Annotated in this window: 16 protein-coding genes; 10 read left to right on the plus strand and 6 right to left on the minus strand. The window is 66.6% G+C overall.

Features of this window, described 5'->3' with window-relative positions:
* Positions 1 to 4: 4 nt before the first annotated feature.
* Both AC5P5S_RS05410 and AC5P5S_RS05415 read right to left on the minus strand, forming a co-directional pair.
* On the minus strand, positions 5 to 868 hold the full coding sequence (locus tag AC5P5S_RS05410; RefSeq protein WP_005410800.1) for a prepilin peptidase: 864 nt from the start codon (positions 866 to 868) through the stop codon (positions 5 to 7).
* Between the two features lie 7 nt (positions 869 to 875).
* Positions 876 to 2,135, minus strand: a complete 1,260-nt coding sequence (locus AC5P5S_RS05415) for a type II secretion system F family protein (protein ID WP_062605780.1) — start codon at positions 2,133 to 2,135, stop codon at positions 876 to 878.
* Between the two features lie 352 nt (positions 2,136 to 2,487).
* On the opposite strand from AC5P5S_RS05415, the gene AC5P5S_RS05420 reads away from it, so the two are divergent.
* The 3 genes from AC5P5S_RS05420 (at position 2,488) to pilB (ending at position 5,438) form a co-directional block, all read left to right on the plus strand.
* A complete protein-coding gene (locus AC5P5S_RS05420; RefSeq protein WP_062605782.1) occupies positions 2,488 to 2,922 on the plus strand; it encodes a pilin in 435 nt (144 codons plus the stop codon).
* Between the two features lie 152 nt (positions 2,923 to 3,074).
* The gene (locus AC5P5S_RS05425) at positions 3,075 to 3,482 is read left to right on the plus strand and encodes a pilin (protein WP_062605784.1); all 408 of its coding nucleotides are present in this window, start codon (positions 3,075 to 3,077) and stop codon (positions 3,480 to 3,482) included.
* Positions 3,483 to 3,704: 222 nt separating this feature from the next.
* Entirely contained in the window at positions 3,705 to 5,438 is a 1,734-nt protein-coding gene (gene pilB / locus AC5P5S_RS05430; RefSeq protein ID WP_062605785.1) for a type IV-A pilus assembly ATPase PilB, read from the plus strand.
* 125 nt (positions 5,439 to 5,563) lie between these two features.
* On the opposite strand, the gene AC5P5S_RS05435 is transcribed toward pilB, so the two are convergent.
* Complete coding sequence (locus AC5P5S_RS05435; protein WP_062605786.1) at positions 5,564 to 6,937, minus strand: sigma-54-dependent transcriptional regulator; 1,374 nt, start codon at positions 6,935 to 6,937, stop codon at positions 5,564 to 5,566.
* Between the two features lie 60 nt (positions 6,938 to 6,997).
* A complete protein-coding gene (locus AC5P5S_RS05440) occupies positions 6,998 to 8,611 on the minus strand; it encodes a sensor histidine kinase (protein WP_062605787.1) in 1,614 nt (537 codons plus the stop codon).
* 357 nt (positions 8,612 to 8,968) lie between these two features.
* On the opposite strand from AC5P5S_RS05440, the gene sucC reads away from it, so the two are divergent.
* From sucC to AC5P5S_RS05455, 3 genes are all read left to right on the plus strand, one after another.
* Positions 8,969 to 10,138, plus strand: coding sequence for an ADP-forming succinate--CoA ligase subunit beta (gene sucC, locus AC5P5S_RS05445; RefSeq protein ID WP_004154430.1), 1,170 nt, complete (start codon positions 8,969 to 8,971; stop codon positions 10,136 to 10,138).
* A 21-nt stretch (positions 10,139 to 10,159) separates the two neighbouring features.
* The gene (gene sucD, locus AC5P5S_RS05450) at positions 10,160 to 11,035 is read left to right on the plus strand and encodes a succinate--CoA ligase subunit alpha (protein WP_005410793.1); all 876 of its coding nucleotides are present in this window, start codon (positions 10,160 to 10,162) and stop codon (positions 11,033 to 11,035) included.
* Between the two features lie 241 nt (positions 11,036 to 11,276).
* Positions 11,277 to 12,911 carry an NAD+ synthase gene (locus AC5P5S_RS05455; protein ID WP_024956776.1) on the plus strand — a complete coding sequence of 545 codons (1,635 nt, stop codon included), beginning with the start codon at positions 11,277 to 11,279 and terminating at the stop codon, positions 12,909 to 12,911.
* 419 nt (positions 12,912 to 13,330) lie between these two features.
* Here the strand turns inward: AC5P5S_RS05455 and AC5P5S_RS05460 are convergent, their stop codons facing one another.
* Together AC5P5S_RS05460 and AC5P5S_RS05465 are read right to left on the minus strand one after the other, a co-directional pair.
* Positions 13,331 to 14,533: a lipase family protein gene (locus AC5P5S_RS05460; RefSeq protein ID WP_062605788.1), complete on the minus strand. Its 1,203-nt coding sequence runs from the start codon at positions 14,531 to 14,533 to the stop codon at positions 13,331 to 13,333.
* A 190-nt stretch (positions 14,534 to 14,723) separates the two neighbouring features.
* Positions 14,724 to 15,611, minus strand: a complete 888-nt coding sequence (locus AC5P5S_RS05465) for an outer membrane protein assembly factor BamD (RefSeq protein ID WP_024956778.1) — start codon at positions 15,609 to 15,611, stop codon at positions 14,724 to 14,726.
* Positions 15,612 to 15,724: 113 nt separating this feature from the next.
* Between AC5P5S_RS05465 and rluD the strand changes: the two genes are divergently transcribed.
* The 4 genes from rluD to AC5P5S_RS05485 are packed head-to-tail and all read left to right on the plus strand — an operon-like array spanning position 15,725 to position 18,423.
* Positions 15,725 to 16,714, plus strand: coding sequence for a 23S rRNA pseudouridine(1911/1915/1917) synthase RluD (gene rluD, locus AC5P5S_RS05470; RefSeq protein ID WP_081113732.1), 990 nt, complete (start codon positions 15,725 to 15,727; stop codon positions 16,712 to 16,714).
* Complete coding sequence (pgeF, locus tag AC5P5S_RS05475; protein ID WP_012481092.1) at positions 16,714 to 17,484, plus strand: peptidoglycan editing factor PgeF; 771 nt, start codon at positions 16,714 to 16,716, stop codon at positions 17,482 to 17,484. Before rluD ends, pgeF begins: the two co-directional genes overlap by 1 nt.
* A 2-nt stretch (positions 17,485 to 17,486) precedes the next feature.
* Positions 17,487 to 18,011: a DUF4166 domain-containing protein gene (locus AC5P5S_RS05480; RefSeq protein WP_005414299.1), complete on the plus strand. Its 525-nt coding sequence runs from the start codon at positions 17,487 to 17,489 to the stop codon at positions 18,009 to 18,011.
* Positions 17,986 to 18,423, plus strand: a complete 438-nt coding sequence (locus AC5P5S_RS05485) for a thiol-disulfide oxidoreductase DCC family protein (protein WP_049395383.1) — start codon at positions 17,986 to 17,988, stop codon at positions 18,421 to 18,423. The genes AC5P5S_RS05480 and AC5P5S_RS05485 overlap by 26 nt, the downstream gene beginning before the upstream one ends.
* The last annotated feature ends 15 nt before the right edge of the window (positions 18,424 to 18,438 follow it).

The following is an 18,438-nucleotide window of genomic DNA, read 5'->3' on the forward strand; positions in this document are numbered from 1 at the left end:
CCCCTCAGCGCAGCCCGCTCATCACCATGTACTGCTCCACCAGCGGCGCACCCCACATGAAGTACAGCCAGCCGGCAATGGCCAGGTAAGGGCCGAACGGAATCGGCGTGGCGCGGTCACGGCCCCGGCTGTACAGCCAGATCGAGCCGATGATGGCGCCCAGCACCGACGACAGCAGGATGATCGGCAGGATGCCCTTCAGGCCACACCAGGCGCCCAGGGCTGCCAGCAGTTTGAAGTCGCCGTGGCCCATGCCCTCCTTGCCGGTCAGCTGCTTGAACAGCCACCAGACCGTCCACAGCGACAGGTAGCCCACCGCCGCGCCCACCAGGGCGGGCTTGGCCGGCATGTACAGGTTGTCGATGCTGCCTATCAGCCCCAGCCACATCAGCGGCAGGGTGAGCTGGTCCGGCAGCAGCTGGGTGCGCAGGTCGATGCCGGACAGCGCGATCAGGAAGCAGGTCAGCACGATGGCGCCGAAACCCTGCCAGCCAAAGCCGAACTGCCAGACGCAGGCCACCACCAGCAGTGAGGTCAGCGCCTCCACCAGCGGGTACTGCAGCGAGATCGGTGCCTTGCAGTGGCGGCACTTGCCGCCCTGGATGATCCAGCTGAACAGCGGGATGTTCTCGTACCAGCTCAGCTTGTGCTTGCAGTGCGGGCAGTGCGACGGCTCGACCACGATCCCCGGTGGGGGCGGCTCATAGAAGTCCGGTTCCTCCAGGACTTCGCGCGCATCGCGCTTCCACTGCCATTCCAGCCGCTTGGGCAGGCGCAGGATGACGACGTTCAGGAAACTGCCCAGCAGCAGTCCGAAGGCGGCCGCGGCGGGGTAGCCGAGGCCAGGATGCTGGTCGAGAAAAGCCATGTATGTGTTATCCGACGACGGCGCCGAGTTTGAAGATGGGAAGGTACATGGCAATCACCATGCCGCCCACAATGGTACCAATGAACACCATGATCATCGGTTCCAGCAGGCTGCTCAGGGCATCCACCGAATTGTTGACCTCCTGCTCATAGTACTCGGCCACCTTGAACAGCATGGCATCCAGCGCGCCGGCCTCTTCGCCGATGCCGGTCATCTGGATGACCATGTGCGGGAACAGGTTGGTCTGCTTCATCGACATGTTCACCGGGTAGCCCACCGAGACGTCGTCGCGCATGCGCAGCACCGCCTCCTCGTACACGGTATTGCCGGTGGCGCCGGCCACGATGCCCAGCGCCTCCACCAGCGGCACGCCGGCCTTGAAGGTCACCGCGGTGGTGCGCGAGAAGCGGGCGATGGCGCTGTTGTGCATGATCTGCCCGATCACCGGCACCTTCAGCACGAACCGGTCCATCGCATGCTGCATCTTCGGCGAGCGCTTGTAGGCCATGACCAGTCCGACCGCCGTGCCGATCGCGACCAGCAGCATCAGCCACCACCACGACACCATGAATCTCGAGAGGTTCACCACCATCTGGGTGAAGGCGGGCAGTTCGGCACCGAAGCTCTTGAACACGTCCTCGAACTGCGGCACCACGAACACCAGCATGATGCCACTGACCAGCATCGCGACCACCACCACCATGATCGGGTAGAACAGCGCCTTCTTGATCTTGCCCTTCAGCGCTTCGATGTTTTCCTTGTAGGTGGCCACCGTGTCCAGCACGGTTTCCAGCACGCCGGCGCCTTCGCCGGCCCGCACCAGGTTGCGGTAAAGCTCATCGAACTGCACCGGGTGCTTGCTGATGGCTTCATGCATCGAAGAGCCGCCTTCGATGTCGGTGCGGATGGTGTCCACCAGCTTCTTCATCCGCGGGTTCTTGTGCCCGCTGGCGATGATGTCCAGCGACGATACGATCGGCACGCCGGATTTCATCATCGTGGCCATCTGCCGGCTGAAGAAGGCGATGTCCTTGGGCTTGATCGGGCTGCCGGCGGCGCCGAACAGCGGCTTCGACTTGGGCTTGACCTGGCCCGGGTTGATGCCCTGGCGGCGCAGCTCGGCGCGCAGCAGGTTGGCGTTCTTGGCCAGCTGCTCGCCCTTCATCTTCACGCCCCGCTTGTCGGTCCCCTCCCAGACAAACGGCTGCAGTTCCATGGTGGCACGCGCCACCGGCTCTTTCTTGATCGCACTGCGACTGACAGACATGTTGGCTCCCCAAGACCCGCCATCCCCAGGCGGGTAACTAGCCATCGATGGTAGCGGGTTCAAGGCCGGATGGGCAGTTGGCAGGCGGCCCAGCGTGCGATTTCGTGCCGGGTGCCGACCAAAGGTGACGTACTGCGTCACATTGCCGCGTCCATCGCAGATTCGGATGCGGGGGGTTCCCATCCGCGAAATTGCTGCCATCATGGGCGCGGGGAAATCCAGGGGGAGGCGTGCCGGGGTTGGCACGCAACCTGCGTTGATCCACCCGCAGGGCATGGGGCCCGCTCAACCGGCACAGCCTGGTCCGATCCCGTGCACTGAACTCAACCACCACTATCTTGGGGATGTACCAATGAAGAACCAGAAGGGCTTCACCCTTATCGAACTGATGATCGTCGTCGCGATCATCGCCATCCTGGCCGCCATCGCGCTGCCGGCCTACCAGGACTACACCTCGAAGTCGAAGGTCACCGCTGCGCTGGCCGACCTGGCCTCGCACAAGACCCAGTTCGAGATGGAAGTCAGCAACGGCAAGACGCCGTCGCTGGAGACTGCTGGTTTCCAGAGCAAGGAAACTGGTAGCTGCAAGGAAATCGTTGTCGACAAGGATGGCATGACCTGCACCATTCGTGATCCGGGCCGCATTGGTGATGCTTCCTCCCTCAAGCTGGCATACGCTGAAGCTGCTGTGGACGACAAGGGTGCAATCACGAAGGCCGGTGGTTTCAGCTGCAAGGTCACGGACGTGAAGGAAAAGTACCGTCCGGCAGGTTGCACTGGTACCTAATACTCTTGACCTGACAGGCATGGGAGTTTGCTGCTCCTGTAGCTGTCATCAGAGTTGACACAAGGCCCGCTTCGGCGGGCCTTGTGCTGACTGGAGTACGAATTCTAGGCAGCACACAGCAATGGGGATTGCTGGATCAAACAGGGGGAGTCATGTACACACAGAAGGGCTTTACGCTCATCGAACTGATGATCGTCGTGGCCATCATCGCCATCCTGGCAGCGATCGGGACAGTCGTATTTCAGCCATACATAATCCGGACGCAGCTCACCGCTGCACTGGCAGACATCAGCCCGGGCAAGATGCTGGTTGAAACGGTCGTCTATGAAAATCGCTCGGCCAGTCTGGTCACCCCCGAGTTCATCGGCGGTGCCCAGAACGCCCACTGCTCCAACGTTGAAGCCGAACTCAGTGAATCCGGCGTCGGTCACATCAGCTGCACCTTGAAGGGCCACAGCGCGCTGGAAGGGAAGGACCTGATCCTGCGCCGCTCGGCCGAGGGCATCTGGAGCTGCGATGGCAGCGCGTTCGAAGCGCGCTATAGGCCGACCGGCTGCTGATCACACTTCAGCGCTTCAATGGGATGCTGGCTGCCCCTTGACGGGGCTATCATCCCCGGGGGAGTCAGGATCGTGCCTGCCAGGCCGGGAGTGCCGGGCAAGGCAGTGTTGCTCATGGATTGGCGATGCCGGTGGCCGTTGGGTCGCGGCGGGTTCTGCTGCCCCGTGCGGTGTCCGTGCAAGGCGTACGGCATGGCATGACCCCATGAGCCAAGGATTCATATGAACGCTGTCACCACCGCCAATCTTGTCGGCATCACCGGCCTGGCCCGTCGCCTGGTGCAGGATGGGGCCCTGGACGAGGCCACCGCCCGCGACGCCATGGCCAAGGCCGCGGCCGCCCGCCAGCCACTGCCAACGTGGTTCGCGCAGAACAAGCTGGTCAATGCCTCGCAGCTGGCCGCCGCCAACGCGGTCGAGTTCGGCATGCCGCTGTTCGACGTGTCCACCTTCGACGCCAGCCAGAACGCGATGAGCCTGGTCAGCGAGGAACTGCTGCGCAAGCACAACGTGCTGCCGCTGTTCAAGCGCGGTGGCAGGCTGTTCGTCGGCACCAGCAACCCGACCCACTCGCTGGACGAGATCAAGTTCCACACCAACCTGGTGGTCGAACCGATCCTGGTCGACGAGGACCAGATCCGCCGCACGCTGGAACAGTGGCACGCCAGCCATGACACCCTCGGCGACGCCCTGGGGGGCGATGACGATGGCATGGGCAACCTGGACGTGGCGGCCGGCGACGAGGATCTCGGCGCCACCGGCGGCGATTCCGGCATCGACGCCAAGGGTGACGACACCCCGGTGGTGAAGTTCGTCAACAAGGTGCTGGTCGATGCGATCCGCAAGGGTGCCTCGGACATCCACTTCGAGCCCTACGAAGATGATTACCGCGTGCGCCTGCGCATCGATGGCCTGCTGAAGATGGTCGCGCGCGCACCGGTGAAGTTGAACCAGCGCATCGCCGCCCGCCTGAAGGTGATGGCACAGCTGGACATCGCCGAGAAGCGCGTCCCGCAGGACGGCCGCATCAAGCTCAATCTGTCCAAGACCAAGCAGATCGACTTCCGCGTCAGCACGCTGCCGACCCTGTTCGGCGAGAAGGTGGTGCTGCGTATCCTCGATGGCAGCGCGGCCAAGCTGGGCATCGACAAGCTGGGTTACGAACCGGACCAGCAGAAGCTGTTCCTGGATGCCATCCACAAGCCGTACGGCATGGTGCTGGTGACCGGCCCGACCGGATCGGGCAAGACGGTGTCGCTGTATACCGCGCTGGGCATCCTCAACGACGAGACGCGCAACATCTCCACCGCCGAAGACCCGGTGGAAATCCGCCTGCCCGGCGTCAACCAGGTACAGCAGAACAACAAGCGCGGCATGACCTTCGCCGCGGCGCTGCGCTCGTTCCTGCGACAGGACCCGGACATCATCATGGTCGGCGAAATCCGCGACCTGGAAACGGCGGAGATCGCGATCAAGGCCGCGCAGACCGGCCACATGGTGCTGTCCACGCTGCATACCAACGATGCGCCGCAGACCATCGCGCGCCTGATGAACATGGGTATCGCGCCCTACAACATCACCAGCTCGGTGACGCTGGTGATCGCCCAGCGCCTGGCGCGTCGCCTGTGCGGCAACTGCAAGCGACCGTCCAGCCTGCCCGAACATGCGCTGCTGGCCGAAGGCTTCACCCAGGCGCAGCTGGATGCGGGCATCGAGCTGTACGAGGCCGTGGGCTGCGACGAATGCACCGAGGGCTACAAGGGCCGGACCGGCGTCTACCAGGTCATGCCGATGACCGATGAGATCGCCACCATCGTGCTGGCCGGTGGCAATGCGCTGCAGATTGCCGAGGCGGCGCAGCAGATCGGGGTGAATGACCTGCGCCAGTCGGCGTTGAAGAAGGCCGCGGCGGGCATCACCAGCCTGGCCGAGATCAACCGCGTCACCAAGGATTGAGGTAGATCCACGCCATGCGTGGATGACGCGATGCATGGGGTTGCCGGCCAGCGGCCGGCACTACCAGGTCGGTGGTACGCGCCGGGTCAGAGCCCTTTCCTTGGGAAAGGGATTCGACCCCGTCCTTACTCCATCCCCAGCTTCTTCAGCTTGTAGCGCAGCGCACGGAAGGTGATGCCCAGCTGCGCGGCAGTACGGGTCTTGTTCCAGCGGTTCTCTTCCAGCGCACGCTGGATGGCGCTGCGCTCGAGCTGCTCGATGTAGGAGGGCAGGGCGGCGCTGCCCGGCTGCAGGTCGGCCACCGCTTCGGCGGGCGCCGCGCTGCCGGGTGCACGCGGCGCGTGCTGCGGCAGGCGCAGGTCATCGGCGCCGATGCAGTCTTCCTCGGCCAGGGCCAGCGCACGTTCCAGGATGTTCTCCAGCTCGCGCACATTGCCCGGGAACGCGTACTGCGCCAGCGCTTCCAGCGCCGACGGCGCCAGCAGCGGGGTGGCACGGCCGTGGCTGCGGGCCAATCGGGCCAGCACGGCGGCGGCCAGCTCCGGCAGGTCCTGGCGGCGCTCGCGCAGCGGTGGCACCTTCAGTTCGATCACGTTGATGCGGTAGTACAGGTCGTGGCGGAAGCGTCCGTCCTCGACCAGCTCGGCCAGATCCTTGTGGGTGGCCGAGAGGATGCGGACATCTACCGGCTCCTCGTTGGCCGCCCCCACCGCGCGCACCGACTTTTCCTGGATCGCGCGCAGCAGCTTCACCTGCATCTGCAGTGGCAGTTCAGCCACTTCGTCCAGGAACAGGGTGCCGCCGTGCGCCGCCTGGAACAGGCCGGGCTTGTCGGCGTGCGCGCCGCTGAAACTGCCCTTGCGGTGGCCGAAGAATTCGCTCTCCATCAGCTCGCCGGGAATGGCGCCGCAGTTGACCGGCACGAACGGGCCGGCCGCGCGTGCGCCCTGCGCATGGATGGTGCGTGCGACCAGCTCCTTGCCGACACCCGACTCGCCGAGGATGTAGACCGGCGCCTGGCTGCGCGCGACCTTGCCGATGGTGGTGCGCAGCACATCCATGGCCTGTGAGTGGCCAAGCAGGCGCCCGCCCTGTTCGGCGTTGGGGCCCGGTACCGGGCGCTCGGCGTTGTTGAGTTCCAGCGCGTGCTTGACCAGTCCGCGCAGCACCGCGATGTCCACCGGCTTGCTGACGAAATCGAACGCGCCGGCCTTCAGCGCCTCCACGGCGAGATCCATGCTGCCGAACGCGGTGATCATCGCAACCGGCGTGCGCGGGTAGTGCTGGGCGATCTCGCTGACCAGCTCGATGCCGTTGCCATCCGGCAGGCGCATGTCGGTGATGCACAGGTCGTACGGATTGCTGGCCAGCAGCTCACGTGCCTCGGCCAGGTTGGCGGCGGTACTGATGCGCAGCCCCATGCGGCCGAGGGTCAGCACCAGCAGTTCGCGGATGTCGCGTTCGTCGTCGACGACGAGGGCGCTGCGGGTTTCATTCATGGGCGTGAAAGATAAACGAGGGGGCTGGAAGCGACAAATGTTTGACGCACAGAATGGGAATCAGCTGGGCAGCAGTGTATGTGGACCGGGCAGCACCAGACGGAAGCAGGAGCCACCGGCCGGCACCGCGATGTAGTCCAGGCGGGCCTGGTTGGCCCTGCACAGCTCGCGCGCGATGTACAGGCCCAGCCCGGTGCCATGCTCGGACGTGGTGAAGAAGGGCCGGAACAGCTGCGCGGCCACGCTCTCGGGGATACCCGGGCCACGGTCCATCACGTCGATCACCGCGCTGCGTTCGTGCTGGGCCACGCGCAGCCGCACCCGTGCCGGCTGCTGGCCGATGCGGCCGTACTTCAGTGCGTTGTGCACCAGCACGGTCAGCACCTGGTAGAGATGCTTGGTGTCGACCTGGGCCATCACCGATGTGTCGCTGATGATCGGTTCGATGCTGTCGGTCTCCAGGGTCTGGCCCTGCTTGTACTCCAGCACGAAGCGGCGCACGAAGGCGACCAGGTCCACGTTCTCGGGCGTGGCGCGTTCGCGCCGTGCCAACCCCAGCACGCTCTCGACGATGCCGTTGGTGCGCTGGCATTGCTGGCGGATGATCTGCAGCAGGCGGCGGTCGCTTTCGTTGAAACCGGTGCCTTCTTCCAGCAGCTGCACGGCATAGTTGATCGCCGCCAGCGGATTGCGGATCTCGTGGGCGAGGCTGGCCGAGAAGCGGCCCATCGCCGACAGAGTGAGCGATTCGGCGCGGCGCGAGACCACGCTGGAATCATCCAGGAACACCAGCGCAAGGTCGCTGCCGGCCAGCAGGCGGGCGAAGCGCGGCTGCACTTCCGGCTGGTCGGGGTTGAGCTGCAGCGGCAGTTCGTCCTGTGCCCAGCCGTTGCGCCAGCGCTGCAGCCGGCGCGCCAGTTCCGGTGCGGCGCTGGCCAGGTCCAGGCGTCCGCTTTCGCCGTTGCCGTCGTTGTCGCCCAGCAGCATCGAGGCGGCTTCGTTGGCCAGGGTGATGCGGTTGTCGGCGTCCACCACCAGCACGCCGGTGCGCATGCGGCGGATGATCAGTTCGTTGATCTGGAACAGGTTGGCCACTTCATCGCCGCGCTGGTTGGCCAGTTGCTGGTTGCGGCGGGCGCGGTTGCCCACCTGGTAGCTGATGAAGGCCAGCGCCAGGTAGCTGGTGGCGAACATCGCCAGTTCGGCCAGGGTGCGGGTGGGGTCGCCGCCTTCCAGCAGCTTCCAGGTGTACTCCACGCCGGTGGCCAGGCTGGCGGCCAGCGCCAGGCCCAGTCCAAGGCTGAGCGGCAGCAGGGTGGCGGCGGCGGCGATGTTGAACAGCAGCGACATCGAGATGCCGGCACTGGCGCCGGGCAGGGCGTGCGACAGCAGGGTGGCGGCCACGATATCCACCAGCACGCCGCTGACCACGATCGGACGCAGCCAGCGTTCGTTGCGGCCGAGTGCCAGGGCCAGCAGCGACAGGGCCAGGTAGATGACCGCAACGACGTCGGCCAGCCGCGGGTGGTGGGCTTCGCCGACCATGGCCGACAGGGGGCTGTAGAGCAGGGCGGCGATGACCGAGGCGATCAGCACCCGGTACAGCGCGAAGAAATACAGTTCACGCCGCGGAATCGATTCGATGCGGTCGATCAATGAAGCACTGGGTGACACGCCGGAACTCCCCTTCTGGCTGCCTGGGTCTGGATTCTGCGGCGGGCCTGGCCGGCGTCCCCTGAAGCCGGGCCGGCACGTCGCGTTTGCGAAGGGCAGTATAGGGCTCCCGGCCGGGCGCCGCCGAAGTGACCCGGATCGCGCATTTGGCCCGGTGCGGACACCGGTGGCCAGCCCCGGCCCGGGCGCAACTGCCTGAATGACGGTGGAAATCTGCCCGCGTCCGGCGTTTTGTACAGACTTCTTTGCGCCCCGGCGCCGGCTCGGCCACAATAGTGGGCCCGCCGCGGTCCATGCCGGCGCCCCGCCGGGGCCCTGAGGAATTGCGTGCGGTCGTTCCTATTCCCACGGTGACGCATGAATTTCCACGAATACCAGTCAAAACAACTGCTTGCCGAGTACGGCATCCCGGTCCCGGCCGGCAAGGTCGCTGCGACCCCGGACGAAGCGGTTGCCGCTGCCAACTCCCTGGGCCAGGGCCCCTGGATGGTCAAGGCGCAGATCCACGCTGGCGGCCGCGGCAAGGCTGGCGGCGTCAAGTTCTGCAAGACCACCGACGACGTGAAGGCCGCTGCGGCCAAGATGCTCGGCACCAAGATGGCCACCTACCAGACCGCAGGCGTTGAACTGCCGGTCAACCTGGTGCTGGTGACCACCGCCGGCGAGATCGTCAAGGAACTGTACCTGTCGGTGCTGGTCGACCGTGGCACCAAGACCATCACCTACATCGCCTCTTCGGAAGGCGGCGTGGAAATCGAGCAGGTCGCTGCTGAAACCCCGGAGCTGATCCACTCGCTGAACGTCGACTTCGTCGAAGGCGTGCAGGGTTACCACGGCCGTGATTTCGGCTTCAAGCTGGGCCTGACCGCCAAGCAGGCCGGCCAGTTCGCCAGCATCATGGTGAACCTGTACCGCCTGTTCAACGAAAAGGACCTGGCCCTGGTTGAAATCAACCCGCTGGCCATCCTGGACGACGGCAACCTGTACGCGCTGGACGGCAAGTTCGACAGCGACGACAACGCCGCGTTCCGCCAGAAGGCCCTGGTCGCCATGCGCGACAAGACCCAGGAAGATCCGACCGAAGTGATCGCTTCGGAGCTGGACATCAACTACGTCACCATGGACGGCAACATCGGCTGCATGGTCAACGGCGCCGGCCTGGCCATGGCTACCATGGACGTCATCAAGCTCAACGGCGGCGAGCCGGCGAACTTCCTGGACGTGGGCGGCGGTGCCAACAAGCAGCGCGTCATCGAAGCCTTCAAGCTGATCCTGTCCTCGGACAAGGTCGAAGGCATCTTCGTCAACATCTTCGGCGGCATCGTCCGCTGCGACATGATTGCCGAAGGCATCATCGCCGCCGTGAAGGAAGTGGGCGTCAAGGTTCCGGTCGTGGTGCGCCTGGAAGGCACCAACGTGGAAGAAGGCAAGCAGCTGCTGCGTGACAGCGGCATGGCCATCATCCCGGCTGACAACATCAACGATGGCGCCAAGAAGATCGTTGAAGCTGTCAAGAACGCCGCCTGATACCGACACCAAGGAATTCCAATGTCTGTTTTGATCAACAAGAACACCAAGGTGATCGTGCAGGGCTTCACCGGCCAGCAGGGCACCTTCCACGCCACTCAGATGATCGAGTACGGCACCCAGGTTGTCGGCGGCGTGACCCCGGGCAAGGGTGGCACCACCCATATCGACCTGCCGGTCTTCAACACCGTTGCCGACGCCGTGCAGAGCACCGGCGCCAATGCCTCGGTCATCTACGTGCCGCCGCCGTACGCGGCTGACGCGATCCTGGAAGCCGCTGCTGCCGGCATCAAGGTCATCGTCTGCATCACCGAAGGCATCCCGGTGCTGGACATGCTGCGCGTCAAGAACGTGCTGACCCGCTCGCATCCGGACACCGTGCTGATCGGGCCGAACTGCCCGGGCGTCATCACTCCGGGTGAGTGCAAGATCGGCATCATGCCGGGCCACATCCACCAGCCGGGCAAGATCGGCATCGTGTCGCGTTCGGGCACCCTGACCTATGAAGCGGTCAAGCAGACCACCGAAGTCGGCCTGGGCCAGTCCACCTGCATCGGCATCGGTGGTGACCCGATCAACGGCCTGAACTTCGTCGACTGCCTGAAGCTGTTCAACGAAGACCCGCAGACCGAAGGCATCATCATGGTTGGCGAAATCGGCGGCGACGCCGAAGAAGCCGGCGCCGAGTACATCAAGAACCACGTGAAGAAGCCGGTCGTCGGTTTCATCGCCGGTGCGTCGGCTCCGGCTGGCAAGCGCATGGGCCACGCCGGTGCGATCGCCTCGGGCGGCAAGGGCACTGCCGAAGGCAAGTTCGCCGCCATGGAAGCGGCCGGTGTTGTCACCGTCCGCTCGCCGGGCGACCTGGGCGCTGCCATCGCCAAGCTGGTCAAGTAAGACCGCTGGGCGGGGGATTGTAGAGTCGACTGTTAGTCGACTGATCTTCCCACCGGCTGCTGCAAAACAGAAAGGCCGCCTCCGGGCGGCCTTTCTGCGTCTGGCGCCCTGGCCATCCCGGCAAGCTCATCCACGCATGGCGTGGGTCTACTGAGCCGGGGCTGTCCACGCAGCGAGCGCGCCCGGCGCGCGCATGGCGCAGCGCTACAATGGCGGCATTGCAACCACAGGCTGGATTCCCATGGCTTCGATCCGCATCGCGATGGCGCAGTTCGACTTCCCGGTCGGCGACGTCGCCGGCAACACCGAGCGCATCATCGAGATGATCGGCCAGGCGCGCGACGAGTACGGCGCCGAGCTGGTGATGTTCCCCGAGCTGGCGGTGAGCGGTTATCCGCCGGAAGACCTGCTGCTGCGCCCGGGCTTCCTGTACGAGTGCGAGCAGGCAATGATGCGCATCGCCGGTGCCTGCCGCGGCATCACGGCGGTGGTCGGCTGGCCGCAGGCGGCTGGCGCGGTGGTCTACAACGCCGCCAGCGTGCTGCGCGATGGCCTGGTCGAGCAGACCTACCGCAAGCGTGAGCTGCCCAATTACGCCGTGTTCGACGAACGCCGCTACTTCGATGTTGATCCGGACGGTGGCAGCTGCGTCTTCGAGGTCAACGGCATTCCGGTGGGTTTGCTGATCTGCGAGGACCTGTGGTTCGCCGAGCCGCTGGCCGACACCGTGCGCGCCGGCGCGCAGCTGGTGGTGGTACCCAATGCCTCGCCGTACGAGCGCGGCAAGCACGCCCAGCGCGATGCGGTGCTGGCCGCACGCACCCGCGAGAGCGGGGCAGCGATTGCCTATCTCAATGTGGTTGGTGGCCAGGATGCGCTGGTGTTTGATGGCGCCTCGGTGGTGGCCGATGGTGACGGCACGGTGCACCCCGCCGCCGCCGCCTTCGTCGACCAGTGGCTGGTGGTGGAGTACGACGGCCAAACACGCCGCTTCATGCCGCACGTGTGGATGGACGACGGCGACGAGAGCATGGACGCGCTGGCCTGGCGCGCGGTGACCCGTGGCATCCAGGATTACTGCCGCAAGAACGGTTTCAAGAAGGTCTGGCTGGGCCTGTCCGGTGGCATCGATTCGGCGCTGGTACTGGCGCTGGCGGTCGACGCGCTCGGCGCCGAGAACGTCACCGCTGTGCGCCTGCCGTCGCGCTATACCGCCGGCATGTCCAACGACCTGGCCGCCGAGCAGTGCCAGGCACTGGGCGTGAAGCTGGAAGCGGTCTCGATCGAGCCGGCGTTCAAGGGCCTGATGGAATCGCTGGCGCCGATGTTCGAAGGCACTGCGCCGGACGTGACCGAAGAGAACCTGCAGTCGCGCAGCCGTGGCGTGATCCTGATGGCGCTGGCCAACAAGTTCGGTGGCCTGCTGCTGACCACCGGCAACAAGAGCGAGTACGCCGTCGGGTATGCCACCATCTATGGCGACATGTGCGGTGGCTACGCGCCGTTGAAGGACCTGTACAAGACCGAGGTGTTCGGCCTGTCCAAGTGGCGCAATACCGTGGGCGGCGCGCCGGTGATCCCGCCGGCGGTGATCAGCCGGCCGCCGTCGGCCGAACTGCGCGAGAACCAGCTGGACCAGGACTCGCTGCCGGCCTATGACGTGCTGGACGGCATCCTGTACCGCTACATCGACCAGGAGCAGTCGCGCACGGAGATCGTTGCCGCCGGTTATGACGCGGCCGTGGTCGACCGCGTGCTGCGCCTGGTGCGCATCAGCGAGTGGAAGCGGCACCAGGCCGCGCCAGGCCCGAAGGTGTCGCGCCGCGCTTTCGGTCGCGAGCGTCGCTACCCGATCAGCAACGGCTACAAGGGTTGAGGTAGCCGTTGGCAGGTAGTGCCGGCCGCTGGCCGGCAACGCCGTATGCCGCGCATCCACGCATGGCGCGGATCTACTGCCTTTGGTAGTGCCGGCCGCTGGCCGGCAACCCGTATCCCGCGTATCCACGCATGGCGCGGATCTACTGCATCCGGTAGTGCCGGCCGCTGGCCGGCAACCCGTACCCCGCGTATCCACGCATGGCTCGGATCTACTGCCTTTGGTAGTGCCGGCCGCTGGCCGGCAACCCGTATCCCGCGCATCCACGCATGGCGTGGATCTACCGCATCCGGTAGTGCCGGCCGCTGGCCGGCAACGCCGTATCCCGCGCATCCACGCATGGCGCGGATCTACTGCCTTTGGTAGTGCCAGCCGCTGGCCGGCAACCCGTATCCCGCGCATCCACGCATGGCGTGGATCTACCGGGCGTCGTCGAGCAGCTGTTCGAGGCCGGCGGTTTCCGCAGCGTCGTTGAAGTGGCCGTCCCCCAGCCGGGCTCGTACGAATGCCAGGCCATCCGCCGCCGCAGCGTCCAGCGTGCCGCGATGGTCGACCGGGTAGCGCCGGAACGCTACCGGCTCGCCGCGCAGCGCCAGGCCTGCGGCATACAGCAGGGTGGTCAGATAGGGGACGTCGCGGTCCTCGCTGCCGTGGCCCAGCATCAGCGGTTGGCTGAAACCGCGGCGCGGTACGCCGAGATAGTCGTACAGCACGGCCCAGATGCCCGGCACGCTGGTCAGCGGTGCGGTGAACATGCTGCCGGTATCCGCGCCGTCCAGCGTGGTGGCCAGTTCGCCCAGGCACTGCTCGCGTGCCACTGCCACGCGGGTGCGGCCGGTGTCGCTGAGGACGCGGTCGATCTGCGGCGCAACCTGCAGCAGACCGTCGAGCAGATACGCGTGATACGCGTTGAGCGCGCCAGGATTGGCGGTGCGGTTGTCCGGCTTCATCACCAGTGCGGTCAGCTCGACGGCGGTGGGCGTGCCGGTGGTGAAGCTGCCGCGGTAGTGCAGCGACGGGCCAGCATAGGTGGGCGCCAGATGCCCGGCAGTGAGCGCGGCGGCACCACCCTGCGAATGGCCGACCGAGACCCAGCGCGGCGACAGCGTTGCGGTGCCCAGATACTGGCGGCTGGCTTTGACGAGGTCGATGGCATTGCGCGCGGCAGTGCGCACATGCAGATAGGCATGGTCACCTGGACTGCCGAGGCCCTGGTAGTCCGCAGCAACCACCGCATAGCCCTGTGCCAGGAACTGATCGAGGAAGCGGCCGTCGCGTTCGGGTTGGTAGGGGCCGGACACCGAGGGCGCACAGCGATCCGCGATGCCCTGGGTGCCATGTGCCCAGGACACCACCGGCCAGCCGCCTGCAGGCGCCGCGCCGGCGGGCAGGTACAGCAGGCCGGTGCCTTCGGCCAGCTGGCCGCGATGATCCGGGGTGCGGTAGTGCAGCTTGTAGGCCTGCGCGGCCTTGGACGGCACCCATGGCGCGCGATAGGGGGTAGCAGACAGCAGATCGCCCGGTGCGGGTGAGGCAGCCGCCACGGGGCCCGAGGACAGCGCCAGCAGGGCAGTGGCGAGGAGGCAGGCGAGCGGGTGGAAACGGCGGGGCGGTGGGGTCATGGGGCGCTCCTTCACGGCCGGGATGGCCGTTGCGCCGTAGTGTGGAGGGCCTCGCCTACGCCGATTGGGACCGGCGTCGCATCCGCCGGGGATTCGTAGAATTCCTAGTGTCGTGGTCCATGGGCGCACGAACCCTCCACGCATGGTGTGGATCTGCCGACAAAGAAAAGGCCCCTTTCGGGGCCTTCTTTTACTTCTTTTCCAGTCGTGCGTTGCGCTGGCCGGTGCTGGCGGACTTTTCGCCAGCGAACGGGTTCAGCTTGCGGATCATCCACGGGTACTTCGGCCACTTGCCTTCCAGCCACGGGTGGTCCGGCTGGTTCAGCTGCAGGACGCGGCGGGCGTCGTCGGCCAGGGTCTTGTTGCCCAGGTGGGTGTAGGAATCGGCCAGGACGGCGACGGCATCGTACTGGAACGCGCTCTGCGGATAGGTTTCCAGCAGGTAGTTGGCGCGGCCGGCGGCCGAGACCCAGGCGCCGCGGCGCATGTAGTACAGGGCGTTGTCCAGCTCATGCTGGGCGAACACGTCACGCAGCTCCAGCATGCGCTGGCGCGCATCGGCGGCGTAGCGGCTGTTCGGGTAACGGTCCACCACGATGTTGAAGTCCGAATACGCCTGGTGCGGCGTGGACAGATCGCGGCGGCTGGCATCCAGCGACCATACGCGGCGCAGGAAAACCGTACTGCGGTTGGAGTTGGCCAGGCCGCGCAGGTAGTACAGGTACGCGATGTTGCGATGGGTCGGGTAGGTACGGATGAAGCGGTCGATGCTGGACACCGCATCGTCGTGCTTGCCGGCCTTGTACTGCGCGTAGGCGGTTTCGATCATCGCCTGTTCGGTATACGGGCCGTACGGATACTGGGCCACGAGGCGGCGGAAGCTGGTTTCAGCCCCGCTCCAGTTGCCACCCTGCATCAGCTTGTGGCTCTTCTCGTACAACTGTTCGACCGGCGTCCCTTCATCGGGGCGATCGCCCTTCTTGGCGCCACGGTGGCAGCCGGTGGCGGCGATGACCAGCACCAGCAGCAGGGCGGTGAGGCGGACGGGCGCGGAGAGCATGGAGGAGCGTCGGATCATGAGGTCAAGGCGGGACGCGGCTGGAATACGAAGGGTCGATGATAGCCTAGTGTCCTGTCCAGCGACTGAAACCGGCCGCCGGGACCCCAAAATTTCAAAGAATGCCCCCTGCCATGTCTGAACAACCCTATGAATCGGCCCGCCAGGCCATCGTCCCCGACACCGCTGCCGGCCGCCGTTTCGACGCCGTGGTGGCCGAACTGTTCCCCGAATACTCGCGTTCGCGCCTGACCGAGTGGATCAAGGCCGGGGAGGTCCTGCTGGACGGCGCCCAGGTGCGCCCGCGCGATCCGCTGCGCGGTGGCGAGGTGGTGACCCTCAACGTGGTGCTGGAAACCCAGACCGACGCCCAGCCGGAGGACATCCCGCTGGACGTGCTGTTCGAGGACGAGCACCTGCTGGTGATCAACAAGCCGGTTGGCCTGGTGGTGCACCCGGGCGCGGGCAACCACAGCGGCACCCTGGTCAACGCCCTGCTGTTCCGCGACCCGTCGGTGGCGGTGCTGCCGCGCGCGGGCATCGTGCACCGCCTGGACAAGGACACCAGTGGCGTGATGGTGGTGGCCAAGACCCTGGAAGCGCAGACCGCGCTGGTCGAGCAACTGGCCGCACGCGACGTGCACCGCCAGTACCTGGCCATCGTGATGGGTGCGCTGGTGGCCGGCGGTACCGCCGATGCCCCGATCGACCGCCACCCGCGCGACCGCCTGAAGATGGCGGTGCGCGAGGACGGCAAGGAAGCGATCACCCACTACCGCCTGCGCGAGCGCTTCCGTGCGCACACCGCGCTGGAGTGCCGCCTGGAAACCGGCCGTACCCACCAGATCCGCGTGCACATGGCGCATGTGCGCCATCCGATCATCGGTGACCCGCTGTACGGCGGTGCGCTGAAGCTGCCCAAGGGGGCCAGCGATGAGCTGGTGGCCGCGCTGCGTGGCTTCAAGCGCCAGGCCCTGCACGCCGAGACCTTGGAGTTCACCCATCCGATCACCGGTGAGCTGGTGCGCAACACCGCGCCGGTGCCGGAGGACATGCTGCACCTGATGAAGGTGCTGCGCGAAGACAGCGAGGCCTTCGCCGCGCGCGAGCGGGACCGCTGGTGATGGCCGCCGCGCTGCCCGTGCTGCAGGCGGACTGGCTGGCGCCGCCGGGCGTCCATGCGTTGACCACGCGTCGGCACGGTGCGGGCATTTCGCCGGCGCCGTTCGCGCAGTTCAACCTGGGCAACCGGCACGCGGCCGACGGTGATACCCCAGCCAACGTAGAGCACAACCGCCAGCTGCTGCAGCAGGGGCTGGGGCTGCCCTCGACACCGCACTGGCTGCGCCAGGTGCACAGCAGCACCGTGCTGCGCTTCACCGCGCCGCCGGTGCCCGGCGCAAGCGAGCCGGTGGCCGATGCCGCAGTGACTTCGGTGCCGGGCGTGGTGCTGGCGATCCTGACTGCCGACTGCCTGCCGGTGGTGTTTGCCGCCGCCGATGGCAGTGAGGTGGGCGCGGCCCACGCAGGCTGGCGTGGCCTGGCCGACGGCATGCTGGAGGCCACCGTGGCCGCCATGCAGACGCCGCCGGCGCAGCTGCGGGCCTGGCTGGGCCCGGCCGCCGGACCGGCCGACTACGAGATCGGCGAGGAGGTCTACCACGCCTTCGTCGGCCATGATCCGGCCGCCGAGGCGGCGTTCGTTGCCACCCGCGCGGGCCACTGGAAGGTGGACCTGTTCGCGCTGGCGCGGCAGCGGTTGCAGGCGGCGGGCATGGACCCGGCGCAGGTTCATGGCGGCACGGTGTCGACCATGGCCGATCCGGACCTGTATTCGCACCGGCGCGACCGTCGCACCGGGCGCATGGCGACGCTGGCCTGGATCGCGCCCTGACCTTGCCGCTGTTCGCGCGCGTGCTGGGGCCGGCCTTCGCCACCCTGGCCGCGCCGGTGCAGGCGCTGCATGCCGCGCCGTTGCCCTGCCGCTACGTGGGGCAGGCGCGCATCGTGAGGGGGCGGCACTGGCTGGTGCCGCTGCTGGCTGTGTTGGCGCGGCTGCCGAAGGACGGTGACGCGCTGCCCACCGAAGTGGCGTTCAGCGCACATGGGCAGGGCGAGCAGTGGGCGCGGCAGTTTGGCCGCTGGCCGATGGTGTCGCGGCTGTGGGCGCACGAGGGCTGCCTGCGCGAGCAGTTGGGCGCGGTGCGCTTCGAGTTTGATCTGCAGGCCCGCGAGGGTGGCATCGACTGGTCGGTGCGCCGGGTCTGGGCGTTCGGGCTGCTGCCGTTGCCGAGGCGCTGGTTTGGTGGCGTGCGTTGCCGCGAAGCCTGGCAGGGTGAGCGGTACACTTTCCTGGTCGATGTGACGCTGCCCTGGGCGGGAGCCCTGATCCGCTATGAAGGTTGGCTCGAACCGCAGTGAGGCCGCCGCCGAGGCGGGCAGCGCGGTGATCGTATTCGATGGCGTATGCGCGCTGTGCAACCGCTGGGTGCGCTTCCTGCTGCGTTTCGACCGCGCCGGGCGCTACCGCTTTGCGGCGATGCAGGGGCAGCAGGGCAGCGCGATGTTGCGCGCGCACGGGCAGGACCCGCAGGACCCGATGTCGTTCCTGCTGCTGGACGCGCAGGGTGCCTGGACCGATACCGATGCGATCCTCCGCGTGCTGGCGGGGCTGGGCGGCGCCTGGCGCCTGACCGGCGTACTACGGGCAGTGCCGCGCGGCTGGCGTGATGCCGCGTACCGCGTGCTGGCGCGCAACCGCTACCGCTGGTTCGGACGGCACGACGCCTGTCATCTGCCCGCACCGGAGCAGGCAGCGCGATTCCTGGATTGAAGGAAAAAGGGGACG

This window comes from Stenotrophomonas sp. YJH_SMC_54 (assembly GCF_059368435.1).

Coding starts and splice junctions, on each gene's coding strand:
- AC5P5S_RS05410 (WP_005410800.1), bottom strand. CDS start 868: ATGGCTTTTCTCGACCAGCATCCTGGCCTCGGCTACCCCGCCGCGGCC.
- AC5P5S_RS05415 (WP_062605780.1), bottom strand. CDS start 2,135: ATGTCTGTCAGTCGCAGTGCGATCAAGAAAGAGCCGGTGGCGCGTGCC.
- AC5P5S_RS05420 (WP_062605782.1), top strand. CDS start 2,488: ATGAAGAACCAGAAGGGCTTCACCCTTATCGAACTGATGATCGTCGTC.
- AC5P5S_RS05425 (WP_062605784.1), top strand. CDS start 3,075: ATGTACACACAGAAGGGCTTTACGCTCATCGAACTGATGATCGTCGTG.
- pilB (WP_062605785.1), top strand. CDS start 3,705: ATGAACGCTGTCACCACCGCCAATCTTGTCGGCATCACCGGCCTGGCC.
- AC5P5S_RS05435 (WP_062605786.1), bottom strand. CDS start 6,937: ATGAATGAAACCCGCAGCGCCCTCGTCGTCGACGACGAACGCGACATC.
- sucC (WP_004154430.1), top strand. CDS start 8,969: ATGAATTTCCACGAATACCAGTCAAAACAACTGCTTGCCGAGTACGGC.
- sucD (WP_005410793.1), top strand. CDS start 10,160: ATGTCTGTTTTGATCAACAAGAACACCAAGGTGATCGTGCAGGGCTTC.
- AC5P5S_RS05455 (WP_024956776.1), top strand. CDS start 11,277: ATGGCTTCGATCCGCATCGCGATGGCGCAGTTCGACTTCCCGGTCGGC.
- AC5P5S_RS05460 (WP_062605788.1), bottom strand. CDS start 14,533: ATGACCCCACCGCCCCGCCGTTTCCACCCGCTCGCCTGCCTCCTCGCC.
- AC5P5S_RS05465 (WP_024956778.1), bottom strand. CDS start 15,611: ATGATCCGACGCTCCTCCATGCTCTCCGCGCCCGTCCGCCTCACCGCC.
- rluD (WP_081113732.1), top strand. CDS start 15,725: ATGTCTGAACAACCCTATGAATCGGCCCGCCAGGCCATCGTCCCCGAC.
- pgeF (WP_012481092.1), top strand. CDS start 16,714: ATGGCCGCCGCGCTGCCCGTGCTGCAGGCGGACTGGCTGGCGCCGCCG.
- AC5P5S_RS05485 (WP_049395383.1), top strand. CDS start 17,986: ATGAAGGTTGGCTCGAACCGCAGTGAGGCCGCCGCCGAGGCGGGCAGC.